The organism is Shewanella fodinae (assembly GCF_014651955.1).
GTDB classification, from domain to species: domain Bacteria; phylum Pseudomonadota; class Gammaproteobacteria; order Enterobacterales; family Shewanellaceae; genus Shewanella; species Shewanella fodinae.
Window position 1 is genome coordinate 17,551 of record NZ_BMXW01000014.1, and the last position, 25,350, is coordinate 42,900.

A 25,350-nucleotide genomic window follows, 5' to 3' on the forward strand; every position below is an offset into this window, starting at 1 on the left:
CGACCTTTCTAAAATTTCGCGTCCCACTTTTGTGGGATATAGATTTTTCACACCCATACGTTGAGTAAATCAACTAAATCGGAGCTATACATGGCAACTGTAAACCAGTTGGTACGTAAGCCTCGCGCACCCAAAGTCGAAAAGACTGCGGTACCAGCGTTGAATGCGTGCCCACAAAAACGTGGTGTTTGTACCCGTGTGTACACCACTACACCTAAAAAACCAAACTCTGCACTACGTAAAGTAGCGCGTGTGCGTTTGACCAACGGTTTTGAAGTAACTTCATACATCGGCGGTGAAGGCCACAACCTGCAGGAACACAGTGTAATTTTGATCCGTGGTGGTCGTGTTAAGGACCTGCCTGGTGTTCGTTACCACACTGTACGTGGCGCTCTGGACTGTGCTGGTATCAGCGCTCGTCGTCAAGGGCGTTCTAAGTACGGAGCCAAGCGTCCTAAGTCTTAATGGTATGCCGTTAAGTAAGGCCAAGCTTTTTTAATCATTTTATGGTTTTGGAAAAACCTGAAGTATACGGAGACATATCATGCCAAGACGTCGTGTAGTCGGTCAGCGCAAAATTCTGCCTGATCCAAAATTTAATAGTGAGTTGCTGGCGAAGTTCATCAACGTCATTATGCAAGACGGCAAAAAATCAACTGCCGAAAAGATTATCTACAAAGCATTAGATGTTATCGCTGAGAAAAAAGGCGAAAACCATCTGGTACTTTTAGAAGCAGCCCTGGATAACGTCCGCCCAGCCGTCGAAGTTAAATCTCGTCGCGTCGGTGGTTCTACTTACCAGGTACCATGTGAAGTTCGTCCAGTACGTCGTAACGCTCTGGCGATGCGCTGGTTGGTTGAAGCTGCACGTAAACGTGGTGAAAAATCTATGGCTCTGCGTCTAGCTGGCGAAATGCTGGATGCATCCGAAAACAAAGGTGCTGCCGTTAAGAAGCGCGAAGACGTGCATCGTATGGCAGAAGCCAACAAAGCCTTTGCTCATTACCGTTGGTAATATCTTGCGCGGAATATTGTTCCGCGCATTCTCTGGCAACACCGGGACTTCGGTTCCGGTAGAGAGGGTATAAATCGTGGCTCGTACAACTCCTATAGAGCGTTATCGCAACATCGGTATTTGTGCTCACGTTGATGCAGGCAAAACAACTACAACTGAACGTATTCTGTTCTACACCGGTTTGTCACATAAGATCGGCGAAGTACATGATGGTGCAGCGACGACTGACTGGATGGTCCAGGAGCAGGAACGTGGCATTACTATTACTTCTGCGGCAGTGACGACATTCTGGCGTGGTATGGATGCCCAGTTTGAGCAGCATCGCATCAATATCATTGATACCCCAGGTCACGTTGATTTTACCATTGAAGTAGAGCGTTCGTTGCGCGTACTGGATGGTGCGGTCGTGGTATTTTGTGGGGCTTCTGGTGTGGAGCCTCAGTCTGAAACCGTATGGCGTCAGGCTGACAAGTATCACGTTCCCCGTCTGGTGTTTGTCAACAAGATGGACCGTGCGGGTGCGGACTTTGATCGGGTGGTCAAACAGATCCGCAATCGTCTCGGCGCTACCTGTGTTCCCATTCAACTGAATATTGGGGCTGAAGAAAACTTCACCGGGGTGATTGACCTGATCAAAATGAAGGCAATCAACTGGAATGAAGCGGACCAGGGGATGACCTTCACCCATGAAGAGATCCCGGCAGATCTGCTCGCTAAAGCTACTGAGATGCGCGAGTATCTAGTGGAAAGTGCTGCAGAAGCCTCCGATGAGTTGATGGATAAATATCTCGAAGAGGGTGACCTCTCCGAAGAAGAGATCAAGCAAGCGCTGCGTCAACGCACCATTAACAATGAGATTGTGTTGGCGACCTGCGGTAGTGCCTTTAAAAATAAAGGCGTACAGGCAGTGCTTGATGCTGTTATTGAATATTTACCTGCGCCTAACGACGTGCCGCCGATTAAGGGTCATGACGATTACGACAAAGAGGTTGAACGTGCATCTGATGACAAAGCGCCATTTGCCGCTTTGGCATTTAAGATTGCAACAGATCCATTTGTCGGAACACTCACCTTTATCCGCGTGTACTCCGGGGTACTGGAATCCGGCGATGCCGTGTATAACAGTGTTAAAGAGAAGCGTGAGCGCATTGGCCGTATTGTACAGATGCACGCCAATGACCGTAACGAGATTAAAGAGGTTCGCGCCGGTGATATCGCGGCGGCTATCGGCCTGAAAGAAGTAACTACTGGTGATACTCTGTGCGATCCTGATCATAAAGTGATCCTAGAACGCATGGATTTTCCTGATCCGGTAATTACTATCGCTGTCGAACCACGTTCGAAAGCTGACCAGGAAAAGATGGGCATTGCTTTGCAGAAGCTGGCAATGGAAGACCCTTCCTTCCGGGTTGAAACTGATGAAGAGTCGGGTCAGACTCTGATCTCAGGGATGGGTGAATTGCACCTGGACATTATCATTGATCGTATGCGCCGTGAGTTCAGCGTTGAATGCAACGTTGGTAAACCTCAGGTAGCTTACCGTGAAACTATCCGCGGATCAGTGGAAGCAGAAGGTAAGTTTGTACGTCAGTCGGGTGGCCGTGGACAGTTTGGTCATGTCTGGTTGAAACTGGAGCCTCTCGAAGAGGGCGCCGGTTATCAGTTTGTCAACGGTATTGTGGGTGGTGTGGTTCCTAAGGAATACATCCCTGCTGTTGACAAAGGTATCCAAGAACAGATGAAAAATGGTGTTCTGGCCGGATTCCCTGTCTTGGATGTGAAAGTCACGCTGTTCGATGGTTCGTACCATGAAGTGGACTCGAACGAGATGGCGTTCAAGGTTGCAGGTTCTATGGGCTTCAAGAAGGGCGCGCTGCTGGCAAACCCGGTGTTGCTCGAGCCTTGCATGAAGGTCGAAGTCACTACACCCGAAGATTATATGGGTGATGTTGTCGGTGACCTTAATCGTCGTCGTGGTCTCATTGAAGGGATGGACGATGGCGTAGCCGGCATCAAGATTATCCGTGCCGTAGTGCCTCTGGCTGAAATGTTTGGTTATGCGACAGATTTGCGTTCTGCCACTCAAGGCCGTGCTTCATACTCCATGGAGTTCCTGAAGTATGCGGAAGCGCCGCAAAATGTTGCTAAGGCAGTTATCGAAGCTCGTACCTGATTTAGGAACGGCATAACTGTTATTTTGATTGATTGTGTCGGGCACAGCCTGACACATCTGAAACAAAGGAATATATCGTGTCTAAAGCTAAATTTGAACGTAGTAAACCCCACGTAAACGTGGGTACCATTGGCCACGTTGACCATGGTAAAACCACTCTGACTGCAGCTATCACAACTGTATTGGCCAAGACTTACGGCGGTGAAGCAAAAGATTTCGCGGCAATCGATAACGCCCCAGAAGAGCGTGAACGTGGTATTACCATCAACACCTCTCACGTAGAGTACGACACACCAACTCGTCACTACGCGCACGTAGACTGCCCAGGGCACGCTGACTATGTCAAAAACATGATCACCGGTGCCGCGCAGATGGACGGCGCGATCCTGGTAGTGGCTGCGACTGACGGCCCAATGCCACAGACTCGCGAACACATCCTGCTGTCTCGTCAGGTAGGCGTACCTTACATCATCGTATTCATGAACAAATGTGACATGGTAGATGATGAAGAGCTGCTGGAACTGGTTGAAATGGAAGTGCGTGAACTGTTGTCAGAATACGACTTCCCAGGCGATGACCTGCCAGTTATTCAGGGTTCAGCCCTGAAAGCACTGGAAGGCGAACCAGAATGGGAAGCGAAGATCATCGAACTGGCAGAAGCCCTGGATACTTACATCCCAGAACCAGTACGTGACATCGACCACCCATTCCTGCTACCAATCGAAGACGTATTCTCAATCTCCGGTCGTGGTACAGTAGTAACAGGTCGTGTAGAACGCGGTATCATCCGTGTAGGTGACGAAGTCGAAATCGTGGGTATCCACGACACCACTAAGACCACCTGTACTGGTGTTGAAATGTTCCGCAAACTGCTGGACGAAGGCCGTGCTGGTGAAAACGTAGGTGTACTGCTGCGTGGTACTAAACGTGATGAAGTGGAACGTGGTCAAGTACTGGCAAAACCAGGCACAATCACTCCACACACCAAGTTCGAATCAGAAGTGTACGTACTGTCAAAAGAAGAAGGTGGTCGTCATACTCCTTTCTTCAAAGGCTACCGTCCACAGTTCTACTTCCGTACAACTGACGTGACCGGTACCATCGAACTGCCAGAAGGCGTAGAAATGGTAATGCCAGGCGACAACATCAAGATGGTTGTGACGTTGATCTGCCCAATCGCGATGGATGAAGGTCTGCGTTTTGCGATCCGTGAAGGTGGCCGTACAGTAGGCGCCGGCGTGGTAGCGAAGATCATCGCCTAATCAGGTCGAGATGGATGTAAAAGGAAGCTTCGGCTTCCTTTTTTTTGGTCTGGAAACAATGAAAGCAGAATAAACACTATCAATGCATTAAGTAAACGCGCCGTAATTAAGTACTGGTCATTAACAGAAATCTCTGTATAATACCGTTCAATTTTTGACAGCTATGTCTGTCGATTACGTCGCCAGCGGCCTTGTAATCCTTAACTGGATCGGTATAATAGCCGCTCGCTTAATTGCTTAGGCGTTAAGTAGTTTGGTCGGTTGACTTAAATTACTCAAAACGACTCCGATTGGGAGTCGAACGGTTAAATCATCTCACTCTGTCTTTTCCTAAAGGAAAATGGCTAGAGGGTGATTTTTTATATGTCCATTTTAGGAGCTCTGGTCAATGCAGAACCAAAGAATCCGTATCCGCTTAAAAGGGTTTGATCATCGTTTGATTGATCAGTCCACCGCGGAAATCGTTGAAACTGCTAAACGCACTGGTGCCCAGGTACGTGGTCCTATCCCACTGCCGACGCGCAAAGAGCGTTATACCGTTTTGATCTCTCCGCACGTTAATAAAGATGCTCGTGACCAATACGAAATCCGTACTCACAAGCGTTTGGTTGATATCGTTGAGCCTACTGATAAGACCGTTGACGCGCTGATGCGTCTGGATCTGGCCGCCGGTGTCGACGTTCAGATTAGCTTGGGTTAATTGAGATCCTTAGAAGAGGTTTGAGAGATGGCTATCGGTCTTATTGGTCGTAAAGTGGGCATGACCCGCATCTTCACTGAAGATGGCGCGTCTATCCCTGTTACTGTAATCGAAGTAGAAGCCAACCGAGTGACCCAGGTGAAAACTCTGGAAAACGACGGTTACCGCGCACTTCAAGTTACTACTGGTGCCAAGAAAGCCAATCGCGTCACTAAACCAGAAGCTGGCCACTTTGCCAAGGCAGGCGTTGAAGCCGGCCGTGGTTTGTGGGAAATGCGTCTGGCAGATGGTGAAGGCGAAGGCATTGAAGTTGGTGCTGAGCTGAAAGTAGAAATCTTCGCTGACGTAGCGAAAGTAGATGTTACTGGTCAGTCAAAAGGTAAAGGTTTCCAGGGCGGTGTTAAACGCTGGAATTTCCGTACCCAAGACATGACTCATGGTAACTCTTTGTCACACCGCGCTAACGGTTCTATCGGTCAGAACCAGACTCCCGGTCGTGTATTCAAAGGCAAGAAAATGTCAGGCCACATGGGCGACGAGCGCGTGACCACTCAGAATCTGGACGTAGTACGTGTAGATGTTGAGCGTAATCTGCTGCTGGTGAAAGGCGCTGTTCCAGGCGCTGCCAACGGTGATCTGATCATCAAGCCTGCTGTTAAAGCTTAAGGTCTGAGGAGATAGTAATGGAATTGGTATTGAAAGACGCGCAGAGCGCTCTTGAAGTTTCCGAAACTACCTTCGGCCGTGACTTTAATGAAGCACTGGTTCATCAGGTAGTTGTAGCATATGCCGCTAACGCACGTCAGGGCACTCGTGGTCAAAAGACCCGCGCTGAAGTTCACGGCACAGCTAAGAAACCATGGCGTCAGAAAGGCACTGGTCGTGCCCGTTCAGGCGACGTGAAAAGCCCGATTTGGCGTGGCGGTGGCGTAACATTCGCTGCTAAAACTCAAGATCATGGTCAGAAAGTTAACAAGAAGATGTATCGTGGCGCTCTGAAGAGCATCCTGTCTGAACTGGTACGTCAGGAACGTCTGATTGTGGTTGAGAAGTTCGGTGTAGAAGCTCCTAAAACTAAAGAGCTGAAAGCCAAACTGAAAGAAATGCAACTGGAAGATGTGTTGATCGTCACTCCAGAAGTTGACGAAAACCTGTTCCTGGCTGCCCGCAACCTGTACAAGGTTGACGTTCGTGACGTAGCCGGTATTGATCCAGTAAGCCTGATCGCATTCGACAAAGTGCTTGTCACCGCTGATGCTGTGAAGCAAATCGAGGAGATGCTGGCATGATCCGCGAAGAACGTATTCTGAAAGTGATTCTGGCTCCACATGTCTCTGAAAAGAGTACTGTTGTTGCCGAGAAGAACAACACGGTAGTTTTCCGTGTAGCTCTGAGTGCCACTAAAGCTGAAATCAAAGCTGCTGTAGAAAAACTATTTGAAGTTAAGGTTGATGGTGTTCGCACTCTGGTCAACAAAGGTAAAACCAAGCGTCACGGGGCCCGTACTGGTCGCCGCAGCGACTGGAAAAAAGCCTATGTGACTCTGGCTGAGGGCGCTGATATCGATTTCCTCGGCGGCGCTGAGTAAGCAAAGGAGAATTTAAATGGCAATTGTTAAGTGTAAGCCAACCTCTCCAGGCCGTCGTGGCGTTGTTAAGGTTGTTAACAGTGACCTGCACAAAGGCAAACCTTTTGCTGGCCTGCTGGCTAAAAAATCTAAAACCGGTGGTCGTAACAACACTGGTCGCATCACTACCCGTCATATCGGTGGTGGTCATAAGCAGCACTATCGTCTGATCGACTTTAAACGCGACAAAGATGGTATCGTTGGGAAAGTAGAACGTCTGGAATACGATCCTAACCGCACCGCTAACATCGCGCTGGTGCTGTATGCTGACGGTGAACGTCGTTACATTCTGGCTGCTAAAGGTATGCAGGCTGGTGACAAAGTTGTCTCTGGTGCCGCTGCTGATATCAAACCAGGTAATGCATTACCGCTGGTTAACATTCCAGTTGGTAGCGTGGTTCACGCGGTTGAGATGAAACCTGGTAAAGGTGCTCAGTTGGCGCGTTCTGCCGGTGCTTATGCTCAGGTTGTTGCCCGTGATGGTGCTTATGCAACCTTACGTCTGCGTTCAGGCGAAATGCGTAAAGTACCTGTAGAGTGCCGAGCCACTCTGGGTGAAGTCGGCAACGCAGAACATATGCTGCGTCAGCTGGGTAAAGCTGGTGCCAAGCGCTGGCTGGGCGTGCGTCCTACTGTACGTGGTGTTGCAATGAACCCTGTTGACCATCCACACGGTGGTGGTGAAGGTCGTACTTCTGGTGGTCGTCACCCAGTGACTCCATGGGGCGTACCAACCAAGGGCTACAAGACCCGCAACAACAAACGCACTGACAAGTACATCGTACGTCGTCGTAACAAGTAATTAAGAGGATTCGCCATGCCACGTTCTCTCAAGAAAGGTCCATTTATCGACCTGCACTTGCTGAAGAAGGTAGAGAAAGCGGTGGAAGCGGGTGACAAAAAGCCTATCAAGACTTGGTCTCGCCGCTCTATGATCATCCCACAAATGATTGGGTTGACCATCGCTGTCCATAATGGTCGTCAGCACGTACCAGTGTTCGTAACTGACGAAATGATCGGCCACAAACTTGGTGAGTTCTCACCAACTCGCACTTATCGCGGTCATGCTGCAGATAAGAAAGCGAAGAAGCGTTAATACGGGAGGAATAAGATGGAAGTTTTAGCTAAACATCGCTTTGCCCGTACGTCGCCTCAAAAAGCTCGCTTGGTTGCAGATCAGATCCGCGGTTTGCCAGTGGCAAAAGCGTTGGAAGTTCTGACCTTCAGTCCAAAGAAAGCTGCCGTACTGGTCAAGAAAGTATTGGATTCTGCCATTGCTAACGCCGAGCACAACGAAGGTGCCGATATCGACGAATTGAAAGTCGGTAAGGTATTTGTTGACGAAGGTCCAACAATGAAACGTATCATGCCACGTGCCAAAGGCCGCGCTGATCGTATCATGAAGCGTACCAGCCACATTACTGTGGTTGTATCAGACCGCTAGGAGAGAGCAATGGGACAGAAAGTACATCCTAATGGTATCCGTTTGGGTATCACTAAGCCTTGGATCTCTACCTGGTATGCTGATAAGGCTGACTATGCAGCCAATCTGCACGGCGACTGGGAAGTGCGTAAGTTTCTCGAAGAGAAGCTGAAAGCCGCATCAGTATCCAAGATTGTTATTGAACGCCCAGCGAAAAGCATCCGCGTTACTATTCACACCGCCCGTCCAGGCGTTGTGATTGGTAAGAAGGGTGAAGACGTTGAAGTGTTGCGCGCCGAAGTTGCCAAAATTGCCGGTGCACCAGCGCAGATTAACATCGCTGAGATCCGTAAGCCTGAACTGGACGCTAAACTGGTTGCTGACTCTATTGCTCAGCAGCTGGAACGCCGTGTTATGTTCCGTCGCGCAATGAAGCGTGCGGTACAGAACGCCATGCGTCTGGGCGCTAAAGGTATCAAAGTTGAAGTTAGCGGCCGTTTGGGCGGCGCTGAGATTGCGCGTTCTGAGTGGTATCGTGAAGGTCGCGTACCTTTGCATACACTGCGTGCTGATATCGATTACGCTACTTCTGAAAGTCACACCACTTATGGTGTGATCGGTGTGAAAGTCTGGGTCTTCAAAGGTGAAGTTCTGGATGGCATCGTACCTCAGACAGTAGAGGAACCGAAGCAGCAACCTAAGCGCAAACCTCGTGGTAAATAGGAGAGCCGGTAATGCTGCAACCTAAACGTACTAAGTTTCGCAAAATGTTTAAAGGCCGTAACCGCGGCCTAGCGAACGGCACCGACGTTAGCTTCGGTTCTTTCGGCTTGAAAGCTGTCGGTCGTGGTCGTTTGACTGCCCGTCAGATTGAAGCCGCGCGTCGAGCTATGACTCGTGCTGTTAAGCGTCAGGGTCAAATCTGGATCCGGGTTTTTCCTGACAAACCTATTACCTCTAAGCCTCTTGAAGTGCGTATGGGTAAAGGTAAGGGTAACGTTGAATACTGGGTATGCCAGATTCAGCCAGGTAAGGTTCTCTATGAGATCGGTGGCGTTCCGGAAGAGTTGGCCCGCGAAGCTTTCGCATTGGCCGCTGCCAAGTTGCCTATCAAGACAACCTTCGTAACTAAGACGGTGATGTAATGAAAGCGAGCGAACTGAGAGAAAAAAGCGTTGAAGAATTGAACGCTGAACTACTTGGTCTGCTGCGTGAGCAGTTTAACCTGCGTATGCAACACGCCACTGGCCAGCTGGCGCAAACTCACCAGCTGAAGCAAGTGCGCCGTAACATTGCGCGCGTTAAGACCATTATTACTTCTAAGGCAGGTGCATAATGTCTGAGAGCATCCGTACTTTGCAGGGTAAAGTAACCAGCAACAAAATGGACAAATCCATTACTGTTGCCGTTGAGCGTCAGGTAAAACACCCAATCTACGGTAAGTACGTAAAACGTACTACTAAGATCCATGCACATGACGAAACCAACCAGTGCAATGAAGGCGATATCGTCACAATTCGTGAATGTCGTCCGCTGTCTAAGACTAAGTCTTGGACGCTGGTTGAAGTAGTGAGCAAGGCCTAAGGTTTCTTAGGTGAAAGTAAACGGCCCCATCCGGGGCCGTTTGTATTTTAGTACTATCCATCTCTGGTCAAGGGTGTTATACTTGCGCGCCCTTTTTGAGCGATTCGTCGCCGAAAGTGGTGAAAATAACCCCATGGTGGGGATGTGATGTAACGATAGCGGAGCACTTAAAATGATCCAAATGCAATCGACTCTGGATGTCGCATGTAACAGCGGCGCTCGCAGAGTTCAGTGTATTAAGGTCTTGGGTGGCTCTCATCGTCGTTATGCCGGTATCGGCGACATCATCAAAGTTTCCGTAAAGGAAGCGATTCCTCGCGCTAAAGCGAAGAAAGGTGATGTGTATAACGCGGTGGTAGTCCGTACTAAGAAAGGCGTACGTCGTCCAGACGGTTCTGTCATTCGCTTCGATCGGAATGCAGCGGTTCTTTTGAACAACAACCTGCAGCCGATTGGTACTCGTATCTTTGGACCTGTGACACGTGAACTGCGCTCCGAGCAATTCATGAAGATTGTGTCGCTGGCACCAGAAGTACTGTAAGGAGCTTCAAAATGGCAGCAAAAATCCGTCGTGAAGACGAAGTAGTCGTACTGGCCGGTAAAGATAAGGGTAAGCGCGGTAAAGTTACCCAAGTTCTGCCTACTGGCAAGTTGATTGTTGAAGGCGTTAACGTCATCAAGAAACATCAGAAACCTAACCCACAGTTAGGCGTTACTGGTGGTATTGTTGAAAAAGAATCGCCGATTCAAGCATCTAATGTTGCGATCTTTAACCCTGCTACTGGCAAGGGAGATCGTGTTGGTTTCCGGTTTGAAGACGGCAAAAAAGTCCGTTTCTTTAAATCGAACAGTGAACTCGTTAAGTAATCGGAGTAAACGATGGCGAAACTGCATGATAAATATAAAGAGACTGTTGTCGCTGAACTGACCAAGAAGTTCGGTTATTCCAGTGTCATGCAAGTCCCTCGGATTGAGAAAATCACCCTAAACATGGGTGTAGGCGAAGCAGTTGCTGATAAAAAAGTCATGGAAAGTGCTGTTCGTGACATGACTGCTATTGCCGGTCAAAAGCCTGTTGTAACTGTTGCTCGTAAATCAGTTGCTGGCTTCAAAATCCGTGAAGGCTACCCTATTGGTTGTAAAGTGACCCTGCGCGGTGAACGTATGTGGGAATTCCTTGAGCGATTGATTGATATCGCTATTCCTCGTATTCGTGACTTCCGTGGTCTGAGCTCAAAGTCATTTGACGGTCGCGGCAACTACGCTATGGGCGTACGTGAGCAGATCATCTTCCCAGAAATCGATTACGATAAAATCGATAAAATTCGCGGTATGGATATTGTTATCACTACCACAGCGAACTCTGATGAAGAAGGTCGCGCTTTGTTGAACGCTTTTAACTTCCCATTCAAGAAATAAGGGGTAGCGTAATGGCAAAACAATCAATGAAAGCACGTGAAGTAAAGCGTGCCAAACTCGTGGCCAAGTACGCTGAAAAGCGTGCAGCGCTGAAGGTTCTGATCGCAAGCCCTGCTACTTCTGATGAAGAGCGTTGGGATGCTGTCCTGAAGCTGCAAGCTTTACCACGTGATTCCAGCGCATCGCGTCAACGCAATCGCTGTAATCAAACTGGTCGCCCACATGGTTACCTGCGCAAGTTCGGCCTGAGCCGTATCAAGTTGCGTGAAGCCACCATGCGCGGTGAAGTTCCTGGTCTGCGTAAGGCCAGCTGGTAAGCCCTTGTCACGGAGTAAGCTAATATGAGCATGCAAGATCCTATTGCGGATATGTTAACCCGTATCCGTAACGGCCAAGCTGCTAACAAAGTATCTGTGAAGATGCCTTCCGCTAAGCTCAAAGTTGCGATTGCAAAAGTGCTGAAGGAAGAAGGTTATATCACTGACTACGCCGTAGCAGACGAAGGCAATAAGCCTGAACTGGAAGTTACTTTGAAGTATTTCCAGGGCAAACCCGTTGTTGAGACTATCCAGCGCGTAAGCCGTCCTGGTCTTCGTATTTACAAAGGTAAAGACGAACTGCCAAAAGTGATGGGCGGACTGGGTGTCGCAATTGTGTCCACTTCTAAAGGCCTGATGACTGATCGTGCCGCCCGCCTCGCAGGCATGGGTGGTGAGGTTATCTGCTACGTAGCATAAGGAGCTAGGAATGTCTCGTGTAGCAAAAGCACCAGTCTCTATTCCTGCCGGCGTAGAGGTGACTTTAAAAGATCACAGCATTACCGTGAAAGGCGGTAAAGGCAGTCTGACTCGAGTAATCAACAGCGCTGTTAAAGTAACCGTTGACAATGGCCATGTAACTTTTGGTCCTGTTGAAGGTCACGTAAACGCTTGGGCTCAAGCTGGTACAGCTCGTGCCTTGGTTAACAACATGGTTGTTGGTGTAACTCAAGGTTTTGAAAAGAAACTGAAACTGGTTGGTGTAGGTTATCGTGCCAAAGTCACTGGTGGTGACCTGGACCTGACGTTAGGTTTCTCTCATCCACTGGTTCACAAATTGCCAGCAGGCGTTACAGCTGAATGCCCAAGCCAGACTGACATCGTACTGAAAAGTATCGACAAAGAACTGGTAGGTCAGGTTGCGGCTGAAATTCGTGGTTATCGTCCACCAGAGCCTTATAAGGGCAAGGGTGTTCGCTACGATGACGAAAACGTACGCCGTAAAGAGGCTAAGAAGAAGTAAGGTAACGCGATATGGATAAGAAAACTTCTCGCTTGCGTCGTGCCACTCGCACCCGCAAGAAGATCCAAGAGCTGGGCGTTAACCGTCTGGTTGTACATCGTACACCGCGTCACATTTACGCTCAGGTAATCAACCCTGAAGCTCAGGTGGTTGCTGCTGCATCTACTGCTGAAAGTGCGGTAAAAGAGCAGCTGAAATATACCGGCAACGTAGATGCGGCAAAGGCAGTAGGCAAAGCTATTGCTGAACGCGCGATCGAGAAAGGGGTCACTGTTGTGGCTTTCGATCGTTCTGGTTTCAAGTATCACGGCCGTGTTGCTGCTTTAGCAGAAGCCGCTCGTGAAGCTGGCCTCCAGTTCTAAGGGGTTTACACAATGGCTAAAGTAGAAACTCAGCAGAAAGACGATCTGCAAGAAAAGCTGATTGCAGTCAATCGTGTTTCTAAAGTAGTTAAAGGTGGTCGTATCTTCAGTTTTACCGCGCTGACAGTAGTGGGTGATGGTAACGGTAAGATCGGCTTCGGCTACGGTAAAGCGCGCGAAGTTCCAGCTGCTATTCAAAAAGCAATGGAAAAAGCCCGTCGCAGTATGGTTAACGTTGAACTGCATGAAGGTACCTTGCACCATCCAGTGAAAGGCCGTCATTCAGGTTCTCGCGTATATATGCAACCTGCTTCTGAGGGTACCGGTATTATCGCCGGTGGCGCGATGCGTGCTGTATTGGAAGTGGCGGGCGTTCATAACGTTCTGTCAAAAGCATACGGCTCTACTAACCCGATCAACATCGTTCGTGCAACTGTAGATGCGCTGGTGAACATGAAGTCACCTGCTCAGATCGCAGCTAAGCGTGGCCTGAATGTTGACGAAATTCGGGGGTAATGCACCATGGCTACTAAAACAATCAAAGTAACTCAGACCAAAAGTGCTATCGGGCGTTTGCCGAAGCACAAAGCGACCTTGACTGGTCTCGGTCTGCGTCGTATTGGTCACACTGTGGAACTGGAAGATACTCCAGCTATTCGCGGTATGATCAATAAGGTCTACTACATGGTAAAGGTGGAGGACTAATCAATGCGTCTGAATACTTTATCTCCAGCAGCAGGTGCTAAGCCAGCTGGCAAGCGCGTAGGCCGTGGTATCGGTTCTGGTTTAGGTAAGACTGCAGGTCGCGGCCATAAAGGTCAGAAATCTCGCAGTGGCGGCGGTGTTCGTCCAGGATTTGAAGGCGGCCAGATGCCGTTGAAAATTCGTTTGCCTAAATTTGGCTTTACCTCGCGTATCGCTATGGTAACTGCTGAAGTTCGCATCGGCGAACTGGCAAAAGTTAACGGTGATGTTGTCGACCTGAACGCACTGAAAGATGCGAATCTCATTACTCGCAACATCCAGTTTGCGAAAATTGTTCTTTCAGGTACCATTGAGCGCCCAGTGACCGTACGCGGTCTGAAGGTTACCAAAGGTGCACGTGCAGCTATTGAAGCTGCCGGTGGAAAGATCGAGGAATAATACGTCGATGGCAAAACCAGGACTTGATTTAAAAAGCGCGAAAGGTGGACTTTCTGAATTGAAAGCTCGCCTCCTGTTCGTGATTGGTGCAATTATTGTGTTCCGTGCCGGTTCCTTTGTGCCAATTCCTGGTATTGATGCCGCTGTATTGGCAGAGCTGTTTGCTCAGCAGAAGGGTACCATCCTTGGCATGTTCAACATGTTTTCGGGTGGCGCCCTGTCCCGTGCGTCCATTTTTGCATTAGGGATCATGCCTTACATTTCGGCATCGATCATTATGCAGTTGTTGACTGTGGTACATCCAGCGCTCGCTGAACTGAAGAAGGAAGGCGAGTCAGGACGTAAGAAAATCAGTCAATATACCCGATGGGGCACATTGGTTTTGGCTACGTTCCAATCTATTGGTATCGCAACCGGGTTGCCAAACCTGGTCTCCGGCCTGGTCGTTAACCCAGGTTTTGGATTTTACTTTGTTGCGGTTATCAGTTTAGTCACTGGCACCATGTTCCTGATGTGGCTTGGTGAACAGATTACTGAACGTGGTATTGGGAACGGTATCTCAATCCTGATTTTTGCAGGTATTGTGGCTGGTTTGCCAAAAGCTATCGGACAAACTGCTGAACAGGCTCGTCAAGGCGACTTGAACGTATTGGTATTGCTATTGATTGGTGTGATTGTCTTTGCCGTCACTTATTTCGTAGTGTTTGTAGAACGTGGTCAGCGTCGTATCGTCGTTAACTACGCCAAGCGTCAGCAAGGCCGTAAGGTGTTTGCTGCCCAATCTACTCACTTACCTCTGAAAGTGAATATGGCAGGGGTTATCCCCCCAATTTTTGCGTCCAGCATTATTTTGTTCCCGGGTACACTGGCTCAGTGGTTCGGACAAAATCCGGCATTGTCATGGTTGAGTGATTTCTCTCTGGCCGTGTCTCCTGGACAGCCGCTGTACTCTTTGTTGTACGCGGCAGCAATTATTTTCTTCTGTTTCTTCTATACCGCGTTGGTTTTCAATCCACGCGAAACAGCTGATAACCTGAAGAAGAGCGGTGCGTTCATTCCAGGGATCCGTCCCGGCGAACAAACTTCGCGTTACATTGATAAAGTGATGACCCGCCTGACTTTGGCCGGTGCGTTGTATATCACCTTTATCTGTTTAATTCCGGAGTTCATGTTAATCACTTGGAAGGTACAGTTCTATTTTGGCGGTACCTCACTACTGATTATGGTAGTTGTGATCATGGACTTCATGGCTCAGGTTCAGACCCATATGATGTCTCATCAATATGAGTCTGTGATGAAGAAAGCTAACCTAGTGACCAAAGCGAATTTCGATCGCTTCGGCCGTTAAGATAGCTTTACGGAGTGATGAAATGAAAGTTCGAGCTTCCGTGAAGAAGATCTGCCGTAACTGCAAGATCGTCAAGCGTAACGGCGTTGTTCGCGTAATTTGTGTTGAACCAAAACACAAACAGCGTCAAGGCTAATGAAACCCGGCCAGTCCATTTGCGACTGGCCATTAAAATTTGTTTGCAAATTAGTCATCTGTTGAGTATCCTATCGGGCTTTTCACAGATGGCCTTTAACTTAAGGAGTGCATAGTGGCCCGTATCGCTGGCATTAACATTCCTGATCAGAAGCACGCAGTCATCGCTTTGACTGCTATCTACGGTATCGGTCGTACTCGCGCTAAAGCTATTTGCGCGGCTACTTCAATTGCCGAAGACGCAAAGATCAAGGAATTGAGCGACGCTCAAATCGATACCCTACGCGAAGAAGTTGCCAAATACACTGTAGAAGGTGACTTGCGACGCGAAGTTTCTATGAACATCAAGCGTCTGATGGACCTTGGTTGTTATCGTGGTCTTCGCCATCGTCGTAGCCTGCCTGTTCGTGGGCAACGTACTAAGACCAATGCGCGTACCCGCAAAGGTCCACGTAAACCAATTAAGAAGTAACGGGAAGGTAGACAATGGCTAAAGTTCCGTCACGTTCTCCGCGCAAGCGCGTACGTAAACAGGTTGCGGATGGCATGGCTCATATCCATGCTTCTTTTAACAACACAATCGTTACTATCACAGACCGTCAAGGTAATGCATTGGCTTGGGCAACTGCAGGTGGTTCAGGTTTCCGTGGTTCACGTAAATCTACTCCATTCGCGGCTCAGGTAGCTGCTGAGCGCGCAGGTACTGCTGCTCAGGATTACGGTGTTAAACACCTTGAAGTTTTCGTGAAGGGTCCAGGTCCAGGTCGTGAATCAGCCATTCGTGCGCTGAACGCTGTTGGTTATAAAATTACCAACATCACTGATGTGACGCCTATCCCTCATAACGGTTGTCGTCCTCCTAAAAAACGCCGCGTGTAATTGGCGATTCATTAGGAAAGTTGGAGAAAGATCATGGCAAGATACTTGGGTCCCAAGCTCAAGCTCAGCCGTAGGGAAGGTACAGACCTGTTCCTGAAAAGCGGTGTGAGAGCAATCGATTCGAAGTGTAAGCTGGAAACAGCACCTGGACAGCACGGCGCGCGTAAGCCACGTCTGTCAGATTATGGTTTACAGCTGCGTGAGAAACAAAAAGTTCGTCGTATTTACGGTGTGTTAGAAAAACAGTTCCGTAACTATTACAAAGAAGCTGCACGTCTGAAAGGCAACACTGGTGAAAACCTGTTGCAACTTCTGGAAGCCCGTTTGGATAACGTTGTTTATCGTATGGGGTTCGGTGCCACTCGTGCAGAAGCACGTCAGCTGGTTAGCCATAAGTCAATTATGGTAAACGGTCGTGTTGTTAACATTCCGTCATTCAAAGTGTCTGCGAATGATGTGGTAAGCGTGCGTGAAAAGTCACAGAAGCAAGCTCGTATTAAAGCTGCTCTGGAAGTGGCTGGTCAACGCGAAAAGCCTACCTGGATTGAAGTCGACAGCGCCAAAATGGAAGGTGCTTTCAAGCGCATTCCAGAACGTAGCGATTTGTCTGCGGAAATTAACGAACAGCTGATCGTCGAGCTTTACTCTAAGTAAGGCTAACTAACAAGAGAGGACACAATGCAGGGTTCTGTTACAGAATTTCTTAAACCGCGTCTCGTAGATATCGAGCAGGTTAACCCAACTCGTGCCAAGGTAACACTGGAGCCGCTGGAGCGTGGTTTTGGTCATACTCTGGGTAACGCGTTGCGTCGCATCCTATTGTCGTCTATGCCCGGCTGCGCGGTTACCGAAGTCGAGATCGACGGTGTACTGCACGAATACAGCAGTAAGGAAGGCGTACAAGAAGATATCCTCGAGATATTGCTGAACCTTAAAGGATTGGCGGTTATCATTGAGGGTAAAGACGAGGCTTTGCTCACCCTGAGCAAGACCGGCGCAGGCCCTGTTACCGCTGCAGACATCACCCATGATGGTGATGTGACAATCGTAAATCCTGACCATGTCATCTGTCATTTGACAGGTAGTCACGGCATCAGCATGCGTATTCGTGTTGAACGTGGTCGTGGTTATGTGCCGGCTTCTGCCCGCGCTCAGACCGAGGAAGACGATCGTCCTATCGGCCGTTTGCTGGTCGATGCTTCTTTCTCACCTGTTGAACGCATCGCCTACAACGTAGAGGCGGCCCGTGTTGAACAGCGTACAGACCTGGATAAACTGGTTATTGATATGACCACCAACGGTACTATCGATCCTGAAGAAGCGATTCGTCGTTCTGCGACCATTCTGGCCGAACAGCTGGATGCGTTTGTAGAGCTGCGCGATGTTTCTGAACCAGAGAAGAAAGAAGAAAAGCCGGAATTCGATCCGATTTTGTTGCGTCCTGTCGACGATTTAGAGCTCACTGTACGTTCGGCTAACTGTCTGAAAGCCGAAGCGATTCATTACATCGGTGATCTGGTACAACGTACAGAAGTTGAGTTGCTCAAAACACCTAACCTGGGTAAGAAATCTCTTACCGAGATCAAAGACGTTTTGGCTTCTCGCGGACTTTCTTTAGGTATGCGTCTGGAGAACTGGCCTCCAGCCAGTTTAGCAGATGACCTGTAAGTCTCTGACTTGTACAGATTTAGGTTATAAGGATTAAGTCATGCGCCATCGTAAGAGTGGTCGTCAACTTAACCGCAACAGCAGCCACCGCCAAGCTATGTTCCGTAACATGGCTAGTTCATTGGTTCGTCACGAAATCATCGTGACGACTCTGGTGAAGGCAAAAGAACTGCGTCGCGTAGTTGAACCTTTGATTACACTTGCTAAGAGTGACAGCGTTGCAAATCGTCGTCTGGCGTTTGCCCGCACCCGCGACGAAAGCGTCGTTGGTAAATTGTTTAACGAACTGGGTCCTCGTTACCTGGAACGTCAGGGTGGTTACACCCGTATCCTGAAGTGCGGTCTGCGTGCCGGTGATAAGGCCCCTATGGCTTACATCGAGTTAGTAGGTCGTCCAGAAACAGCTGAAGCTGTAGAAGCGGAAGCTGCTGCTGAATAGGCATCATTTGGGATGAAAAAAGCCGGGCATCGCCCGGCTTTTTGTTGTTTAATCGCTTTGTGCACTGAACCATGCATCAACAGATCTAACATAGAACGGCGATGAAGTTGATTTTGCTTGGCAGACTTGCTTCAAATACTCTTAATCATCTTCCGCAAAAAGTTCTCAATCTCATCGCAACCCGATCGCCCATGACGCTTAGGTGTTACATACTACTGCATTAAGCAATCGCTCATAAATATCAAGCAAACCAGTAAAACTACTATTCTCAAACTCTGCTATGGTGACTTTAGAATGCCCATAAACCCTGCAAAATGTTGCTGAGTATATCCAAGTTTGTTTACCTTCTTACCTAGTTCCTGTCTGCTCGCGAGCAGTTAGATATTTAGCTAAAAAAGTTAGTATTAAACCGAAAAACTATAATATAACTATATATAGTTATTTAATAGTTTGACGACATAATATTATTTAACTATAGTATTTCTATTAATAGTTGTGAGATAGTTTTTGTATGAAAAATATTGCATTGACCTTTACCGCAAGAGGGACTCATCGCATTTTACGTGAAGGAGGATCTGGCGACTGGACTGCCAATCCCGCTCGTGTGAATGACTCTGTAGATTATGTAGTTTGCTGCCAGAATACTAACGATAAGCGTAGAGGTAACGACTGGGGCGAAGTTACCCATAAACATGGACAAGCTTTTTTAATTGGGAAATTATCAGAAGTGATGCTAGTGACTAAAGATCCCAATAAGAAAAAGCGCTATCGATTTATGTTCTCAGAGTATGCTGAAATTAAAGTAGATGACATGTGGGGTGGAGATCGTTTCCCCATACGTTATTTAAGCGAGGAAGACTTACCTTTCAATATTAAGTCATTGGAATTTCAACCAATGCCGAAAGTCCAGTCAACAGAACAGTTCTTCACCTTGGATGAGGCTAAGAAAGCATTAGCATCAATTAATGATATTAAGTCCACTGATGTAAAGATCATTTTATAACGGTAAATACTAATGAATATAGACTTAGCAGTTACCGGTAAAGAATCAGTTAACTGCTGGGTAATCACCCCATTTTAAGGGCGCTTGAAGTAGATGAGTTACCAAGTTGTCTCTGTATCTGCGGCGAGATCATGGCTCGGTTGCCCCCGTCGTTATTGATACCATTGGGCTGAAAGTCTTTCACTGAGGACGAATGGAAACTCCGTAAGCACGGCAAAGAGGAGTGACTTGCTTAGCTCAAGCTGCACTTAAGTGTCGATGCCCAAACTCATGCGGTGATTTCGGTTGAGGGCAGCCTAAAAAGCATGGGTGACAATGATGTACTTCTGGAACTCTTGACCTCAGCGTAGCACCTAGCAGGGAGTGTCAGACTGAAGGCGTGTAGGATATGTGAGTTGCCACTATGGAATAAGCAATGCACGTTACATGTCAACGACAAGGCGATGCGATCATCTCGGCGTACACATTGGTTTCTCACTGATATTTTATAAACGGCACAATGAGTGGGATTAGCTTTTGATACTACCTTATAGATATATGCTATTTACAATGTCACTGTGTGGTGACATCATAAGGGCCGAAATAACTTAAGCAGGCCAATATGATTCGAGACAAGCAAAAAACCCAGGAAAAAATGATTGCAGCAGTGGGGTATATTCTCGCAAGGGACGGCTTTAGTAAGTTCGGGGTCAACTCTGTATCTCGTCAGGCGAAAGTCGATAAAGCACTTATTTACCGTTACTTTGGTGGCTTGCCTGGGTTGTTGCGCGCATATGGGAACTCCATAGATTTCTGGCCGTCTTTAGACGAAATCATTGGTGACATCGAGGTTTTTAAGCAAAAAAGTATCGGCGAAAAAATGGCGGAGCTCTTAGTTCAATTTGCCAGAGCAATGCGTCGGCGGCCGATGACGTTGGAGATCATGGCGTGGGAGCTGGTCGAGCACAATGAATTGACACAACTATTAGCAGATGTTCGAGAACAGTGGGTCGAAAAATTTTTCCAACGTTTTAGTGACGAAATATCGGCTACAAATCTCGATATCGCCGCTACCTCGGCGTTGTTTGGTGCCGCGATTAATTATCTGTTGATCCGAGGGCGTAACACACACATCTTTAACAAGATTGCCATAGACTCTGATTTGGGGTGGCAAAGACTTGAAGCTGCTTTAACTGAGATGTGTCTTCGCTGTTTTATATCAGCGTAACCGCAAATTTTTTTATCATGCAAGTCACCAACTGGTGACATGGAGTATGGCAATGTGTTTGGTCAAGTTAAAAAAGAAGCTTGTTCTCTTTATCTGTTGCATTGGGTTAACAGGTTGCGCAACGCAAATGCCGACACATAGTGGTTTTTTGGATAATTATGGGGCTTTGCAACCATTAAGTGGAAAACCGTTAGTACTGGTTACGCGGTCACCACAGCCGCTTAATCTTGCGCGGGTGCTTATTGCCCCGGTAACCATTATTAATGGCCATGACACTAATAGTCTGAGTGACACAGAACGTGATCAGTTATGTCATTTTCTGCAACAAACTTTGGTTAATGAGTTTAAGACAACGGATAACCCTATTGTAACTGAGCAACCGGCAATAGTTATCCGTGCGATGATCACTGCAGTACATCCAGCCAAACCGATACTCAATGTACTGACAACACTGACGCTATTTGTTCCATTTGCCAATGGTGGGGTGAGCATTGAAATTGAAGCCGTGGAACAAAAATCTGGTAAACGCCTTGCAGCGATGAGCGCCGCCAGTAACGGCTCGCCATCCGAATTTTCTGGTTATTTTCATCAATACCGGCACGTTGAGCAAGGACTTGAACAGCTAACGCAGCAATTTCACCAGCTACTGACGGACAGGTTTCAACGACCATCAGTGAACATAATCGCGCAAAGGAACTCATAAAATGAACTGGTCACGCCGTCATTTTGCTGGCTTGTGTGCCAAATCAGTGATTGCGCTCGGTAGTATGCCCTTGCTGATGGCTTGTGCATCAGACACCGTCGCATTCACTCCTGAGTCCTCCCAACTGCTATCAGTGACGCGGGACATTCTGAGGCATGCTGCTAGAGCTCCCAGCGGACATAATAGTCAGCCATGGGAATTGCTGCTGTTAGAGCCATATTACTGGCACCTCCATATTGCGGCTACTCGTCGACTTCCCGCCGTCGATCCACGAGGCAGGGAAACTCTTATATCCATCGGTGCATTCATTGAAAATCTATGTCAGGCAGCATCGGCCTATGGTTTTTCGGTGTCGTTGGTTCCTCTTTCTGGGGATACGGATGACTCAGCCGCATATGCTATACAGTTGCTTCCCGCGGCGATATCGCCAATGGCGAAAGATAACCTGATCCATATTCAGCAACGACGGGTGATCAGGCACGGACAATTGCCCCGATTATTATCTAGCGATGATGTCAACTGGTTGGAAGCTCAGCTATCCGGGAAGTTAAGATATGTCCCCGCCAACAACTCTGAGGCGGCACTCTTGCGCGAGGGAACGCTAAGCGCTACGGTCTCTCAGTGTCAAGCCCCATCAATAATGAATGAGTTAGCACACTGGACGAGATTTGGGCATCAAACTGTGATAACGCATATGGATGGGTTAACAACTGCAGCAATGGAACTCAACAGTGTTACAGCTTGGGTAGTTGATCATTTTTATGATGAAAAAGATGTCCTCTCAGCTTCGTTTCGCAAACAGACGGTTGATATGACCGCACAGTTGGTAAATGAAGGTGCGGGTTGGCTTATCTTTAGCGCCAAAGGTTCCTCGTCGAAAGACCTTATTGAATGTGGGCGTGACTTTCAACGTGTATTCCTAATGCTTAGAGAAAGGCAGATTGCTTGCCATCCTATGAGCCAATTGCTGGAAAGTGCTGATGGACAACAAACAATGCAACGTACTTTTGGTGTCGACGTACAGATGCTAGCCCGAGTAGGCTATGTCGACCATTATCCGGCACCTGTCAGTGTTAGACGGCCTGTGGCATGGTTTGCACGGTGATCCGTTGCTGTTATCTATGACATTGGCTGCTCTGCGCGCCAGTAAAGAGTAATGTTCCTTGAGTGTGATATATGCGATGGTTGTCGTTTGGTTACCTCCAATTTACTGCCGCAACCTACTGTATATTTAGGCATTCCTGTGCCGTGGCCAGTTTTACTTGACCACTTCACCATTAAACGTTGTTGCTTTCATGCTCAATGAGCCACTCTTTACGTGAAATGCCTCCCCCATAACCGATCATCCCTCCATCTTTTCCAATTATCCTGTGACATGGGATCACAATCGCAATCCGGTTTGCACCATTAGCCGCAGCAACGGCGCGCACAGCATTTGGCTTATTCATCTGTAGTGAGATGGCCTGATAGTGTGAGGTCTGTCCATAGGGAACTGCCCGGAGCTCGCGCCAGACGGATTGTTGAAAATCACTCCCCGGGGCATCTACAGAGAGATCAAACTGTCGACGCGTTCCGGCAAAATACTCGCTGATCTCTTTTACTGTCTGCCGGGTATGGCTGTTTTCTCCGGTGACGATTCTGGCGTTAAATAAACGCTGAATATCGCGAAATTCTGTTTCTAACATCCGGCGATCGGTAAACTCAAGCAGACAGACGCCCCGCTCTGTCGCACAGACAAACATCGGCCCAAGCGTCGTGGTAAAGCGGTGAATGACAATCACCTGGGTTGCCTGAGTCGGCGCGGCACCAGTGAGTCGCTTGTAGGTATAACCAAACCCGCTCAGGGATTCATATCCATTATCCAGCGCTACGTCTGTCGCCGCTCGTCCGCTTTTCAGCTCTTGCAGGGCAACGTTCACCCGCTGCATGCGTTGGAAAGTCTGAAAAGTGATGCCGTGATGTTGCAGGAACCAGCGTCTTACCCGCTCCGGACTGATTCCATGCTGACGAAGCTCCGCGTCTGCAACACGGGATTTAATATCGCGCCTGACAAGCGCAAGCGCCTGTTCAATAAATAATGGCGCGCTGTGCGCATTTTCAGCAGGTCTGCAGACCTTACAGGGACGAAAGCCGGCCGCAAGGGCAGATTTGGCATCTTTATAAAATTCGACATTTTCACGCTTAGGCTTTCGTGCCCGGCATACCGAAATACAGAATACGCCCGTGGTTTTGACGCCAACAAAAAACACGCCAGTATATTCTGAAGCACGTTCAAGTAATGCCTGATACCAGATATCACATAAATTCTTATCGGTTATTTTCATCACTAAAAAGTCCTTCAAACGTCTGACGAGATAGGATCGTAAGCATGAAATCAGTCAGTTTTGACTGAATGGCTGAATGCACAAAATTGCCCATTGAAATGCGGCTTACACCGGCCAGCTTGAGCCTATCGAACGACGGAAGGTCGGGCATACACATAACATTAAGAGGCAGACCCGTTGCCTCTGCAATGAGGCTGATGTCTTTCTCTGACGTCAGGCAGGGAACAAAAAGGCCGTTAGCTCCTGCAGCTTTATAGCTCTGACCCCGTAATATCGTCTCCTGCAACGCGTCTACATGCCCGAGCAGGTAAGTGTCAGTCCGGATGTTCAGAAACAGGCTATGATTTTCGCTTCTCAGCGCATCGCTTACTGTCCTCAGGGTACAGGTAAAATCAGAGGCATCGTCAAGCTGACGCACCCCGTTTATGACTCTGCTGTCTTCAAGGTTAACGCCTGCGACGCCTGTCTGAGCAAGGCGCCTGAGATTGGCTGTTATCTCTTCGGCTGAATCACCATACCCTGCTTCCATGTCAACGCTCAATGGCAGCTTGCTGACAGCCCGGATACGGGTGACCATATAAAATAACGCATCAAATGGCATTCCCTGCCCGTCTTCATATCCAAGTGTGGACGCGATTGCTGCGCTGGACGTTCCCAATGCCTGATAACCTGCTTCTTGCGCTGCGGCGGCACTGGCGGCATCCCAAACATTAGCGATAAGAAGTGGCTCATGCTGGTTGTGGAGTTCTGCAAAGTTCATATCCAAATCCTCTCAATAGATTGAAAATGACTCTAAGCATTCAGTAAGAACGTCACAACCGAAATTCAGACGACCATTTTTGGCAAGGATAGTCTGACTTCAGAGAGGACCAAATCAAAAACGTTCAATGTCCGTTCCTGGCCCGAAATAGACAGGCCGGGTGGTCGTCAGGCCTGCTCTGAGCGATCAGCAGACTCTGGGTATAACTTTTAGGCACTCTGAGGAGGACGTCTTATAACATGGTCCAGATAGTAAGCGCAGAGTGTGGAGTAAACTACATATTGCCGTCGATACACATACTCACGAGATCATTGGAGCAGAACTCAGCTTATCAAATGTGACCGACGCGTGAAGTCATGCCGAAAAACCATCGAAAAATCCGCAATATCTCAGCTGATGGTGCTTACGACACGAGAGCATGTCACGATTCCGTTCGTAGAAAATGTGCTTCAGTGCTCATTCCCCCTCAGAAAGGTGCAGCGCTTTGGGAACCAGGACATCCACGTAACTTAGCAGTCAGTTGGCAACAGCTTCATGGTTCAAATAAGCAGTGGAAGAAGTGCCATGGGTATCATCGTCGGTCAATCTCAGAAACTGCCATGTACAGGGCGAAGCAACTATTAGGTGGCAGACTAAGCCTGCGAAATTATAGCGGTCAGGTAGGAGAAACTTACCCGATGATGAGGGCGTTGAACAAGCTCATAGGGCTAGGCATGCCTGAAACTCATTATGTAGTTTAATAATTAAACAATCATAGGGCGCTCCCGAGTCTGGAACGACGAAGTAGAGTCCTTTTCCGTCGGATTTTTTTGTCGGCTCTCCTGATTTTGCAAGTGCGGCCACCTGCTTTGCTGTCATAGATGCCACATAATCTCCAAATACTCACCATTTGATG

General features: G+C 48.3%; 38 protein-coding genes and 1 pseudogene. 37 read left to right on the forward strand and 2 right to left on the reverse strand.

The genetic code is table 11. The features are described from left to right. Positions 1-90: 90 nt before the first annotated feature. The 36 genes from rpsL (at position 91) to IE064_RS12915 (ending at position 22,476) form a co-directional block, all read left to right on the forward strand. Entirely contained in the window at positions 91-465 is a 375-nt protein-coding gene (gene rpsL, locus IE064_RS12740; protein ID WP_133040231.1) for a 30S ribosomal protein S12, read from the forward strand. Between the two features lie 79 nt (positions 466-544). Next, positions 545-1,015 (forward strand): 30S ribosomal protein S7, encoded by a 471-nt coding sequence (rpsG, locus tag IE064_RS12745; protein WP_133040232.1) that lies wholly within the window; start codon positions 545-547, stop codon positions 1,013-1,015. Positions 1,016-1,091: 76 nt separating this feature from the next. Then, positions 1,092-3,188 (forward strand): elongation factor G, encoded by a 2,097-nt coding sequence (gene fusA, locus IE064_RS12750; RefSeq protein ID WP_189618133.1) that lies wholly within the window; start codon positions 1,092-1,094, stop codon positions 3,186-3,188. Positions 3,189-3,265: 77 nt separating this feature from the next. Continuing rightward, positions 3,266-4,450 carry an elongation factor Tu gene (tuf, locus tag IE064_RS12755; RefSeq protein ID WP_133040222.1) on the forward strand — a complete coding sequence of 395 codons (1,185 nt, stop codon included), beginning with the start codon at positions 3,266-3,268 and terminating at the stop codon, positions 4,448-4,450. Between the two features lie 388 nt (positions 4,451-4,838). Next, positions 4,839-5,150: a 30S ribosomal protein S10 gene (gene rpsJ / locus IE064_RS12760; RefSeq protein ID WP_133040234.1), complete on the forward strand. Its 312-nt coding sequence runs from the start codon at positions 4,839-4,841 to the stop codon at positions 5,148-5,150. 27 nt (positions 5,151-5,177) lie between these two features. Continuing rightward, entirely contained in the window at positions 5,178-5,816 is a 639-nt protein-coding gene (rplC, locus tag IE064_RS12765; RefSeq protein WP_133040235.1) for a 50S ribosomal protein L3, read from the forward strand. A 17-nt stretch (positions 5,817-5,833) separates the two neighbouring features. Continuing rightward, entirely contained in the window at positions 5,834-6,439 is a 606-nt protein-coding gene (gene rplD, locus IE064_RS12770) for a 50S ribosomal protein L4 (RefSeq protein WP_133040236.1), read from the forward strand. Next, on the forward strand, positions 6,436-6,738 hold the full coding sequence (rplW, locus tag IE064_RS12775; protein WP_133040237.1) for a 50S ribosomal protein L23: 303 nt from the start codon (positions 6,436-6,438) through the stop codon (positions 6,736-6,738). The genes rplD and rplW overlap by 4 nt, the downstream gene beginning before the upstream one ends. Before the next feature lie 16 nt (positions 6,739-6,754). Next, positions 6,755-7,579 carry a 50S ribosomal protein L2 gene (rplB, locus tag IE064_RS12780; protein ID WP_133040238.1) on the forward strand — a complete coding sequence of 275 codons (825 nt, stop codon included), beginning with the start codon at positions 6,755-6,757 and terminating at the stop codon, positions 7,577-7,579. A 15-nt stretch (positions 7,580-7,594) separates the two neighbouring features. Beyond that, entirely contained in the window at positions 7,595-7,873 is a 279-nt protein-coding gene (gene rpsS / locus IE064_RS12785; RefSeq protein ID WP_011758338.1) for a 30S ribosomal protein S19, read from the forward strand. 15 nt (positions 7,874-7,888) lie between these two features. After that, positions 7,889-8,221: a 50S ribosomal protein L22 gene (rplV, locus tag IE064_RS12790; RefSeq protein WP_133040239.1), complete on the forward strand. Its 333-nt coding sequence runs from the start codon at positions 7,889-7,891 to the stop codon at positions 8,219-8,221. A 9-nt stretch (positions 8,222-8,230) separates the two neighbouring features. Further along, on the forward strand, positions 8,231-8,923 hold the full coding sequence (gene rpsC / locus IE064_RS12795; RefSeq protein WP_133040240.1) for a 30S ribosomal protein S3: 693 nt from the start codon (positions 8,231-8,233) through the stop codon (positions 8,921-8,923). An 11-nt stretch (positions 8,924-8,934) separates the two neighbouring features. Continuing rightward, positions 8,935-9,345: a 50S ribosomal protein L16 gene (rplP, locus tag IE064_RS12800; RefSeq protein WP_133040241.1), complete on the forward strand. Its 411-nt coding sequence runs from the start codon at positions 8,935-8,937 to the stop codon at positions 9,343-9,345. Then, positions 9,345-9,536: a 50S ribosomal protein L29 gene (gene rpmC / locus IE064_RS12805; RefSeq protein ID WP_011758342.1), complete on the forward strand. Its 192-nt coding sequence runs from the start codon at positions 9,345-9,347 to the stop codon at positions 9,534-9,536. The genes rplP and rpmC overlap by 1 nt, the downstream gene beginning before the upstream one ends. Beyond that, complete coding sequence (gene rpsQ, locus IE064_RS12810) at positions 9,536-9,784, forward strand: 30S ribosomal protein S17 (RefSeq protein WP_189618134.1); 249 nt, start codon at positions 9,536-9,538, stop codon at positions 9,782-9,784. Before rpmC ends, rpsQ begins: the two co-directional genes overlap by 1 nt. Positions 9,785-9,956: 172 nt before the next feature. Further along, on the forward strand, positions 9,957-10,325 hold the full coding sequence (gene rplN, locus IE064_RS12815; protein WP_011715463.1) for a 50S ribosomal protein L14: 369 nt from the start codon (positions 9,957-9,959) through the stop codon (positions 10,323-10,325). Between the two features lie 11 nt (positions 10,326-10,336). Then, positions 10,337-10,651 (forward strand): 50S ribosomal protein L24, encoded by a 315-nt coding sequence (gene rplX, locus IE064_RS12820; RefSeq protein WP_189618135.1) that lies wholly within the window; start codon positions 10,337-10,339, stop codon positions 10,649-10,651. A gap of 12 nt (positions 10,652-10,663) precedes the next feature. Beyond that, positions 10,664-11,203 (forward strand): 50S ribosomal protein L5, encoded by a 540-nt coding sequence (gene rplE / locus IE064_RS12825; protein ID WP_133040244.1) that lies wholly within the window; start codon positions 10,664-10,666, stop codon positions 11,201-11,203. An 11-nt stretch (positions 11,204-11,214) separates the two neighbouring features. Beyond that, positions 11,215-11,520 carry a 30S ribosomal protein S14 gene (gene rpsN / locus IE064_RS12830; RefSeq protein WP_189618136.1) on the forward strand — a complete coding sequence of 102 codons (306 nt, stop codon included), beginning with the start codon at positions 11,215-11,217 and terminating at the stop codon, positions 11,518-11,520. 24 nt (positions 11,521-11,544) lie between these two features. Beyond that, the gene (rpsH, locus tag IE064_RS12835) at positions 11,545-11,940 is read left to right on the forward strand and encodes a 30S ribosomal protein S8 (RefSeq protein WP_133040246.1); all 396 of its coding nucleotides are present in this window, start codon (positions 11,545-11,547) and stop codon (positions 11,938-11,940) included. Between the two features lie 10 nt (positions 11,941-11,950). Next, positions 11,951-12,484: a 50S ribosomal protein L6 gene (gene rplF / locus IE064_RS12840; RefSeq protein ID WP_133040247.1), complete on the forward strand. Its 534-nt coding sequence runs from the start codon at positions 11,951-11,953 to the stop codon at positions 12,482-12,484. An 11-nt stretch (positions 12,485-12,495) separates the two neighbouring features. Next, positions 12,496-12,846, forward strand: a complete 351-nt coding sequence (rplR, locus tag IE064_RS12845) for a 50S ribosomal protein L18 (RefSeq protein ID WP_133040248.1) — start codon at positions 12,496-12,498, stop codon at positions 12,844-12,846. Positions 12,847-12,858: 12 nt separating this feature from the next. Beyond that, entirely contained in the window at positions 12,859-13,362 is a 504-nt protein-coding gene (gene rpsE, locus IE064_RS12850) for a 30S ribosomal protein S5 (RefSeq protein WP_133040249.1), read from the forward strand. Positions 13,363-13,368: 6 nt separating this feature from the next. Then, positions 13,369-13,551 carry a 50S ribosomal protein L30 gene (gene rpmD, locus IE064_RS12855; RefSeq protein WP_101057429.1) on the forward strand — a complete coding sequence of 61 codons (183 nt, stop codon included), beginning with the start codon at positions 13,369-13,371 and terminating at the stop codon, positions 13,549-13,551. 3 nt (positions 13,552-13,554) lie between these two features. Continuing rightward, positions 13,555-13,989 carry a 50S ribosomal protein L15 gene (gene rplO, locus IE064_RS12860; protein WP_133040250.1) on the forward strand — a complete coding sequence of 145 codons (435 nt, stop codon included), beginning with the start codon at positions 13,555-13,557 and terminating at the stop codon, positions 13,987-13,989. Between the two features lie 7 nt (positions 13,990-13,996). After that, complete coding sequence (gene secY, locus IE064_RS12865; RefSeq protein ID WP_133040251.1) at positions 13,997-15,337, forward strand: preprotein translocase subunit SecY; 1,341 nt, start codon at positions 13,997-13,999, stop codon at positions 15,335-15,337. Positions 15,338-15,359: 22 nt separating this feature from the next. After that, a complete protein-coding gene (gene rpmJ / locus IE064_RS12870) occupies positions 15,360-15,473 on the forward strand; it encodes a 50S ribosomal protein L36 (protein WP_088332570.1) in 114 nt (37 codons plus the stop codon). A gap of 114 nt (positions 15,474-15,587) precedes the next feature. Next, entirely contained in the window at positions 15,588-15,944 is a 357-nt protein-coding gene (rpsM, locus tag IE064_RS12875) for a 30S ribosomal protein S13 (RefSeq protein ID WP_133040252.1), read from the forward strand. Between the two features lie 14 nt (positions 15,945-15,958). Continuing rightward, positions 15,959-16,351, forward strand: a complete 393-nt coding sequence (gene rpsK / locus IE064_RS12880) for a 30S ribosomal protein S11 (protein ID WP_133040253.1) — start codon at positions 15,959-15,961, stop codon at positions 16,349-16,351. Positions 16,352-16,384: 33 nt separating this feature from the next. Continuing rightward, entirely contained in the window at positions 16,385-17,005 is a 621-nt protein-coding gene (rpsD, locus tag IE064_RS12885; protein WP_133040254.1) for a 30S ribosomal protein S4, read from the forward strand. A gap of 24 nt (positions 17,006-17,029) precedes the next feature. After that, on the forward strand, positions 17,030-18,019 hold the full coding sequence (locus IE064_RS12890) for a DNA-directed RNA polymerase subunit alpha (protein ID WP_133040255.1): 990 nt from the start codon (positions 17,030-17,032) through the stop codon (positions 18,017-18,019). Between the two features lie 40 nt (positions 18,020-18,059). Beyond that, the gene (gene rplQ, locus IE064_RS12895; RefSeq protein WP_133040256.1) at positions 18,060-18,458 is read left to right on the forward strand and encodes a 50S ribosomal protein L17; all 399 of its coding nucleotides are present in this window, start codon (positions 18,060-18,062) and stop codon (positions 18,456-18,458) included. A gap of 511 nt (positions 18,459-18,969) precedes the next feature. Further along, positions 18,970-19,461 (forward strand): hypothetical protein, encoded by a 492-nt coding sequence (locus IE064_RS12900; RefSeq protein WP_189618137.1) that lies wholly within the window; start codon positions 18,970-18,972, stop codon positions 19,459-19,461. Between the two features lie 601 nt (positions 19,462-20,062). After that, the gene (locus tag IE064_RS12905; RefSeq protein WP_189618138.1) at positions 20,063-20,668 is read left to right on the forward strand and encodes a TetR/AcrR family transcriptional regulator; all 606 of its coding nucleotides are present in this window, start codon (positions 20,063-20,065) and stop codon (positions 20,666-20,668) included. A 127-nt stretch (positions 20,669-20,795) separates the two neighbouring features. Then, a complete protein-coding gene (locus IE064_RS12910; RefSeq protein ID WP_249254923.1) occupies positions 20,796-21,371 on the forward strand; it encodes a DUF3313 family protein in 576 nt (191 codons plus the stop codon). A gap of 1 nt (position 21,372) precedes the next feature. Beyond that, complete coding sequence (locus tag IE064_RS12915; protein ID WP_189618140.1) at positions 21,373-22,476, forward strand: Acg family FMN-binding oxidoreductase; 1,104 nt, start codon at positions 21,373-21,375, stop codon at positions 22,474-22,476. 172 nt (positions 22,477-22,648) lie between these two features. On the opposite strand, the gene IE064_RS12920 is transcribed toward IE064_RS12915, so the two are convergent. Both IE064_RS12920 and IE064_RS12925 read right to left on the reverse strand, forming a co-directional pair. Next, the gene (locus IE064_RS12920) at positions 22,649-23,695 is read right to left on the reverse strand and encodes a bifunctional transcriptional activator/DNA repair enzyme AdaA (protein WP_189618141.1); all 1,047 of its coding nucleotides are present in this window, start codon (positions 23,693-23,695) and stop codon (positions 22,649-22,651) included. Then, complete coding sequence (locus tag IE064_RS12925; RefSeq protein ID WP_189618142.1) at positions 23,679-24,455, reverse strand: isocitrate lyase/PEP mutase family protein; 777 nt, start codon at positions 24,453-24,455, stop codon at positions 23,679-23,681. The genes IE064_RS12920 and IE064_RS12925 overlap by 17 nt, the downstream gene beginning before the upstream one ends. Before the next feature lie 238 nt (positions 24,456-24,693). Here IE064_RS12925 and IE064_RS12930 point away from each other — a divergent pair. Beyond that, positions 24,694-25,195 (forward strand): annotated as a pseudogene (locus tag IE064_RS12930) (IS5 family transposase); the annotation flags it as partial. Positions 25,196-25,350: the final 155 nt, after the last annotated feature.

Coding starts and splice junctions, on each gene's coding strand:
- rpsL (WP_133040231.1), top strand. CDS start 91: ATGGCAACTGTAAACCAGTTGGTACGTAAGCCTCGCGCACCCAAAGTC.
- rpsG (WP_133040232.1), top strand. CDS start 545: ATGCCAAGACGTCGTGTAGTCGGTCAGCGCAAAATTCTGCCTGATCCA.
- rpsJ (WP_133040234.1), top strand. CDS start 4,839: ATGCAGAACCAAAGAATCCGTATCCGCTTAAAAGGGTTTGATCATCGT.
- rplC (WP_133040235.1), top strand. CDS start 5,178: ATGGCTATCGGTCTTATTGGTCGTAAAGTGGGCATGACCCGCATCTTC.
- rplD (WP_133040236.1), top strand. CDS start 5,834: ATGGAATTGGTATTGAAAGACGCGCAGAGCGCTCTTGAAGTTTCCGAA.
- rplW (WP_133040237.1), top strand. CDS start 6,436: ATGATCCGCGAAGAACGTATTCTGAAAGTGATTCTGGCTCCACATGTC.
- rplB (WP_133040238.1), top strand. CDS start 6,755: ATGGCAATTGTTAAGTGTAAGCCAACCTCTCCAGGCCGTCGTGGCGTT.
- rpsS (WP_011758338.1), top strand. CDS start 7,595: ATGCCACGTTCTCTCAAGAAAGGTCCATTTATCGACCTGCACTTGCTG.
- rplV (WP_133040239.1), top strand. CDS start 7,889: ATGGAAGTTTTAGCTAAACATCGCTTTGCCCGTACGTCGCCTCAAAAA.
- rpsC (WP_133040240.1), top strand. CDS start 8,231: ATGGGACAGAAAGTACATCCTAATGGTATCCGTTTGGGTATCACTAAG.
- rplP (WP_133040241.1), top strand. CDS start 8,935: ATGCTGCAACCTAAACGTACTAAGTTTCGCAAAATGTTTAAAGGCCGT.
- rpmC (WP_011758342.1), top strand. CDS start 9,345: ATGAAAGCGAGCGAACTGAGAGAAAAAAGCGTTGAAGAATTGAACGCT.
- rpsQ (WP_189618134.1), top strand. CDS start 9,536: ATGTCTGAGAGCATCCGTACTTTGCAGGGTAAAGTAACCAGCAACAAA.
- rplN (WP_011715463.1), top strand. CDS start 9,957: ATGATCCAAATGCAATCGACTCTGGATGTCGCATGTAACAGCGGCGCT.
- rplX (WP_189618135.1), top strand. CDS start 10,337: ATGGCAGCAAAAATCCGTCGTGAAGACGAAGTAGTCGTACTGGCCGGT.
- rplE (WP_133040244.1), top strand. CDS start 10,664: ATGGCGAAACTGCATGATAAATATAAAGAGACTGTTGTCGCTGAACTG.
- rpsN (WP_189618136.1), top strand. CDS start 11,215: ATGGCAAAACAATCAATGAAAGCACGTGAAGTAAAGCGTGCCAAACTC.
- rpsH (WP_133040246.1), top strand. CDS start 11,545: ATGAGCATGCAAGATCCTATTGCGGATATGTTAACCCGTATCCGTAAC.
- rplF (WP_133040247.1), top strand. CDS start 11,951: ATGTCTCGTGTAGCAAAAGCACCAGTCTCTATTCCTGCCGGCGTAGAG.
- rplR (WP_133040248.1), top strand. CDS start 12,496: ATGGATAAGAAAACTTCTCGCTTGCGTCGTGCCACTCGCACCCGCAAG.
- rpsE (WP_133040249.1), top strand. CDS start 12,859: ATGGCTAAAGTAGAAACTCAGCAGAAAGACGATCTGCAAGAAAAGCTG.
- rpmD (WP_101057429.1), top strand. CDS start 13,369: ATGGCTACTAAAACAATCAAAGTAACTCAGACCAAAAGTGCTATCGGG.
- rplO (WP_133040250.1), top strand. CDS start 13,555: ATGCGTCTGAATACTTTATCTCCAGCAGCAGGTGCTAAGCCAGCTGGC.
- secY (WP_133040251.1), top strand. CDS start 13,997: ATGGCAAAACCAGGACTTGATTTAAAAAGCGCGAAAGGTGGACTTTCT.
- rpmJ (WP_088332570.1), top strand. CDS start 15,360: ATGAAAGTTCGAGCTTCCGTGAAGAAGATCTGCCGTAACTGCAAGATC.
- rpsK (WP_133040253.1), top strand. CDS start 15,959: ATGGCTAAAGTTCCGTCACGTTCTCCGCGCAAGCGCGTACGTAAACAG.
- rpsD (WP_133040254.1), top strand. CDS start 16,385: ATGGCAAGATACTTGGGTCCCAAGCTCAAGCTCAGCCGTAGGGAAGGT.
- IE064_RS12890 (WP_133040255.1), top strand. CDS start 17,030: ATGCAGGGTTCTGTTACAGAATTTCTTAAACCGCGTCTCGTAGATATC.
- rplQ (WP_133040256.1), top strand. CDS start 18,060: ATGCGCCATCGTAAGAGTGGTCGTCAACTTAACCGCAACAGCAGCCAC.
- IE064_RS12900 (WP_189618137.1), top strand. CDS start 18,970: ATGAAAAATATTGCATTGACCTTTACCGCAAGAGGGACTCATCGCATT.
- IE064_RS12905 (WP_189618138.1), top strand. CDS start 20,063: ATGATTCGAGACAAGCAAAAAACCCAGGAAAAAATGATTGCAGCAGTG.
- IE064_RS12910 (WP_249254923.1), top strand. CDS start 20,796: ATGCCGACACATAGTGGTTTTTTGGATAATTATGGGGCTTTGCAACCA.
- IE064_RS12915 (WP_189618140.1), top strand. CDS start 21,373: ATGAACTGGTCACGCCGTCATTTTGCTGGCTTGTGTGCCAAATCAGTG.
- IE064_RS12920 (WP_189618141.1), bottom strand. CDS start 23,695: ATGAAAATAACCGATAAGAATTTATGTGATATCTGGTATCAGGCATTA.
- IE064_RS12925 (WP_189618142.1), bottom strand. CDS start 24,455: ATGAACTTTGCAGAACTCCACAACCAGCATGAGCCACTTCTTATCGCT.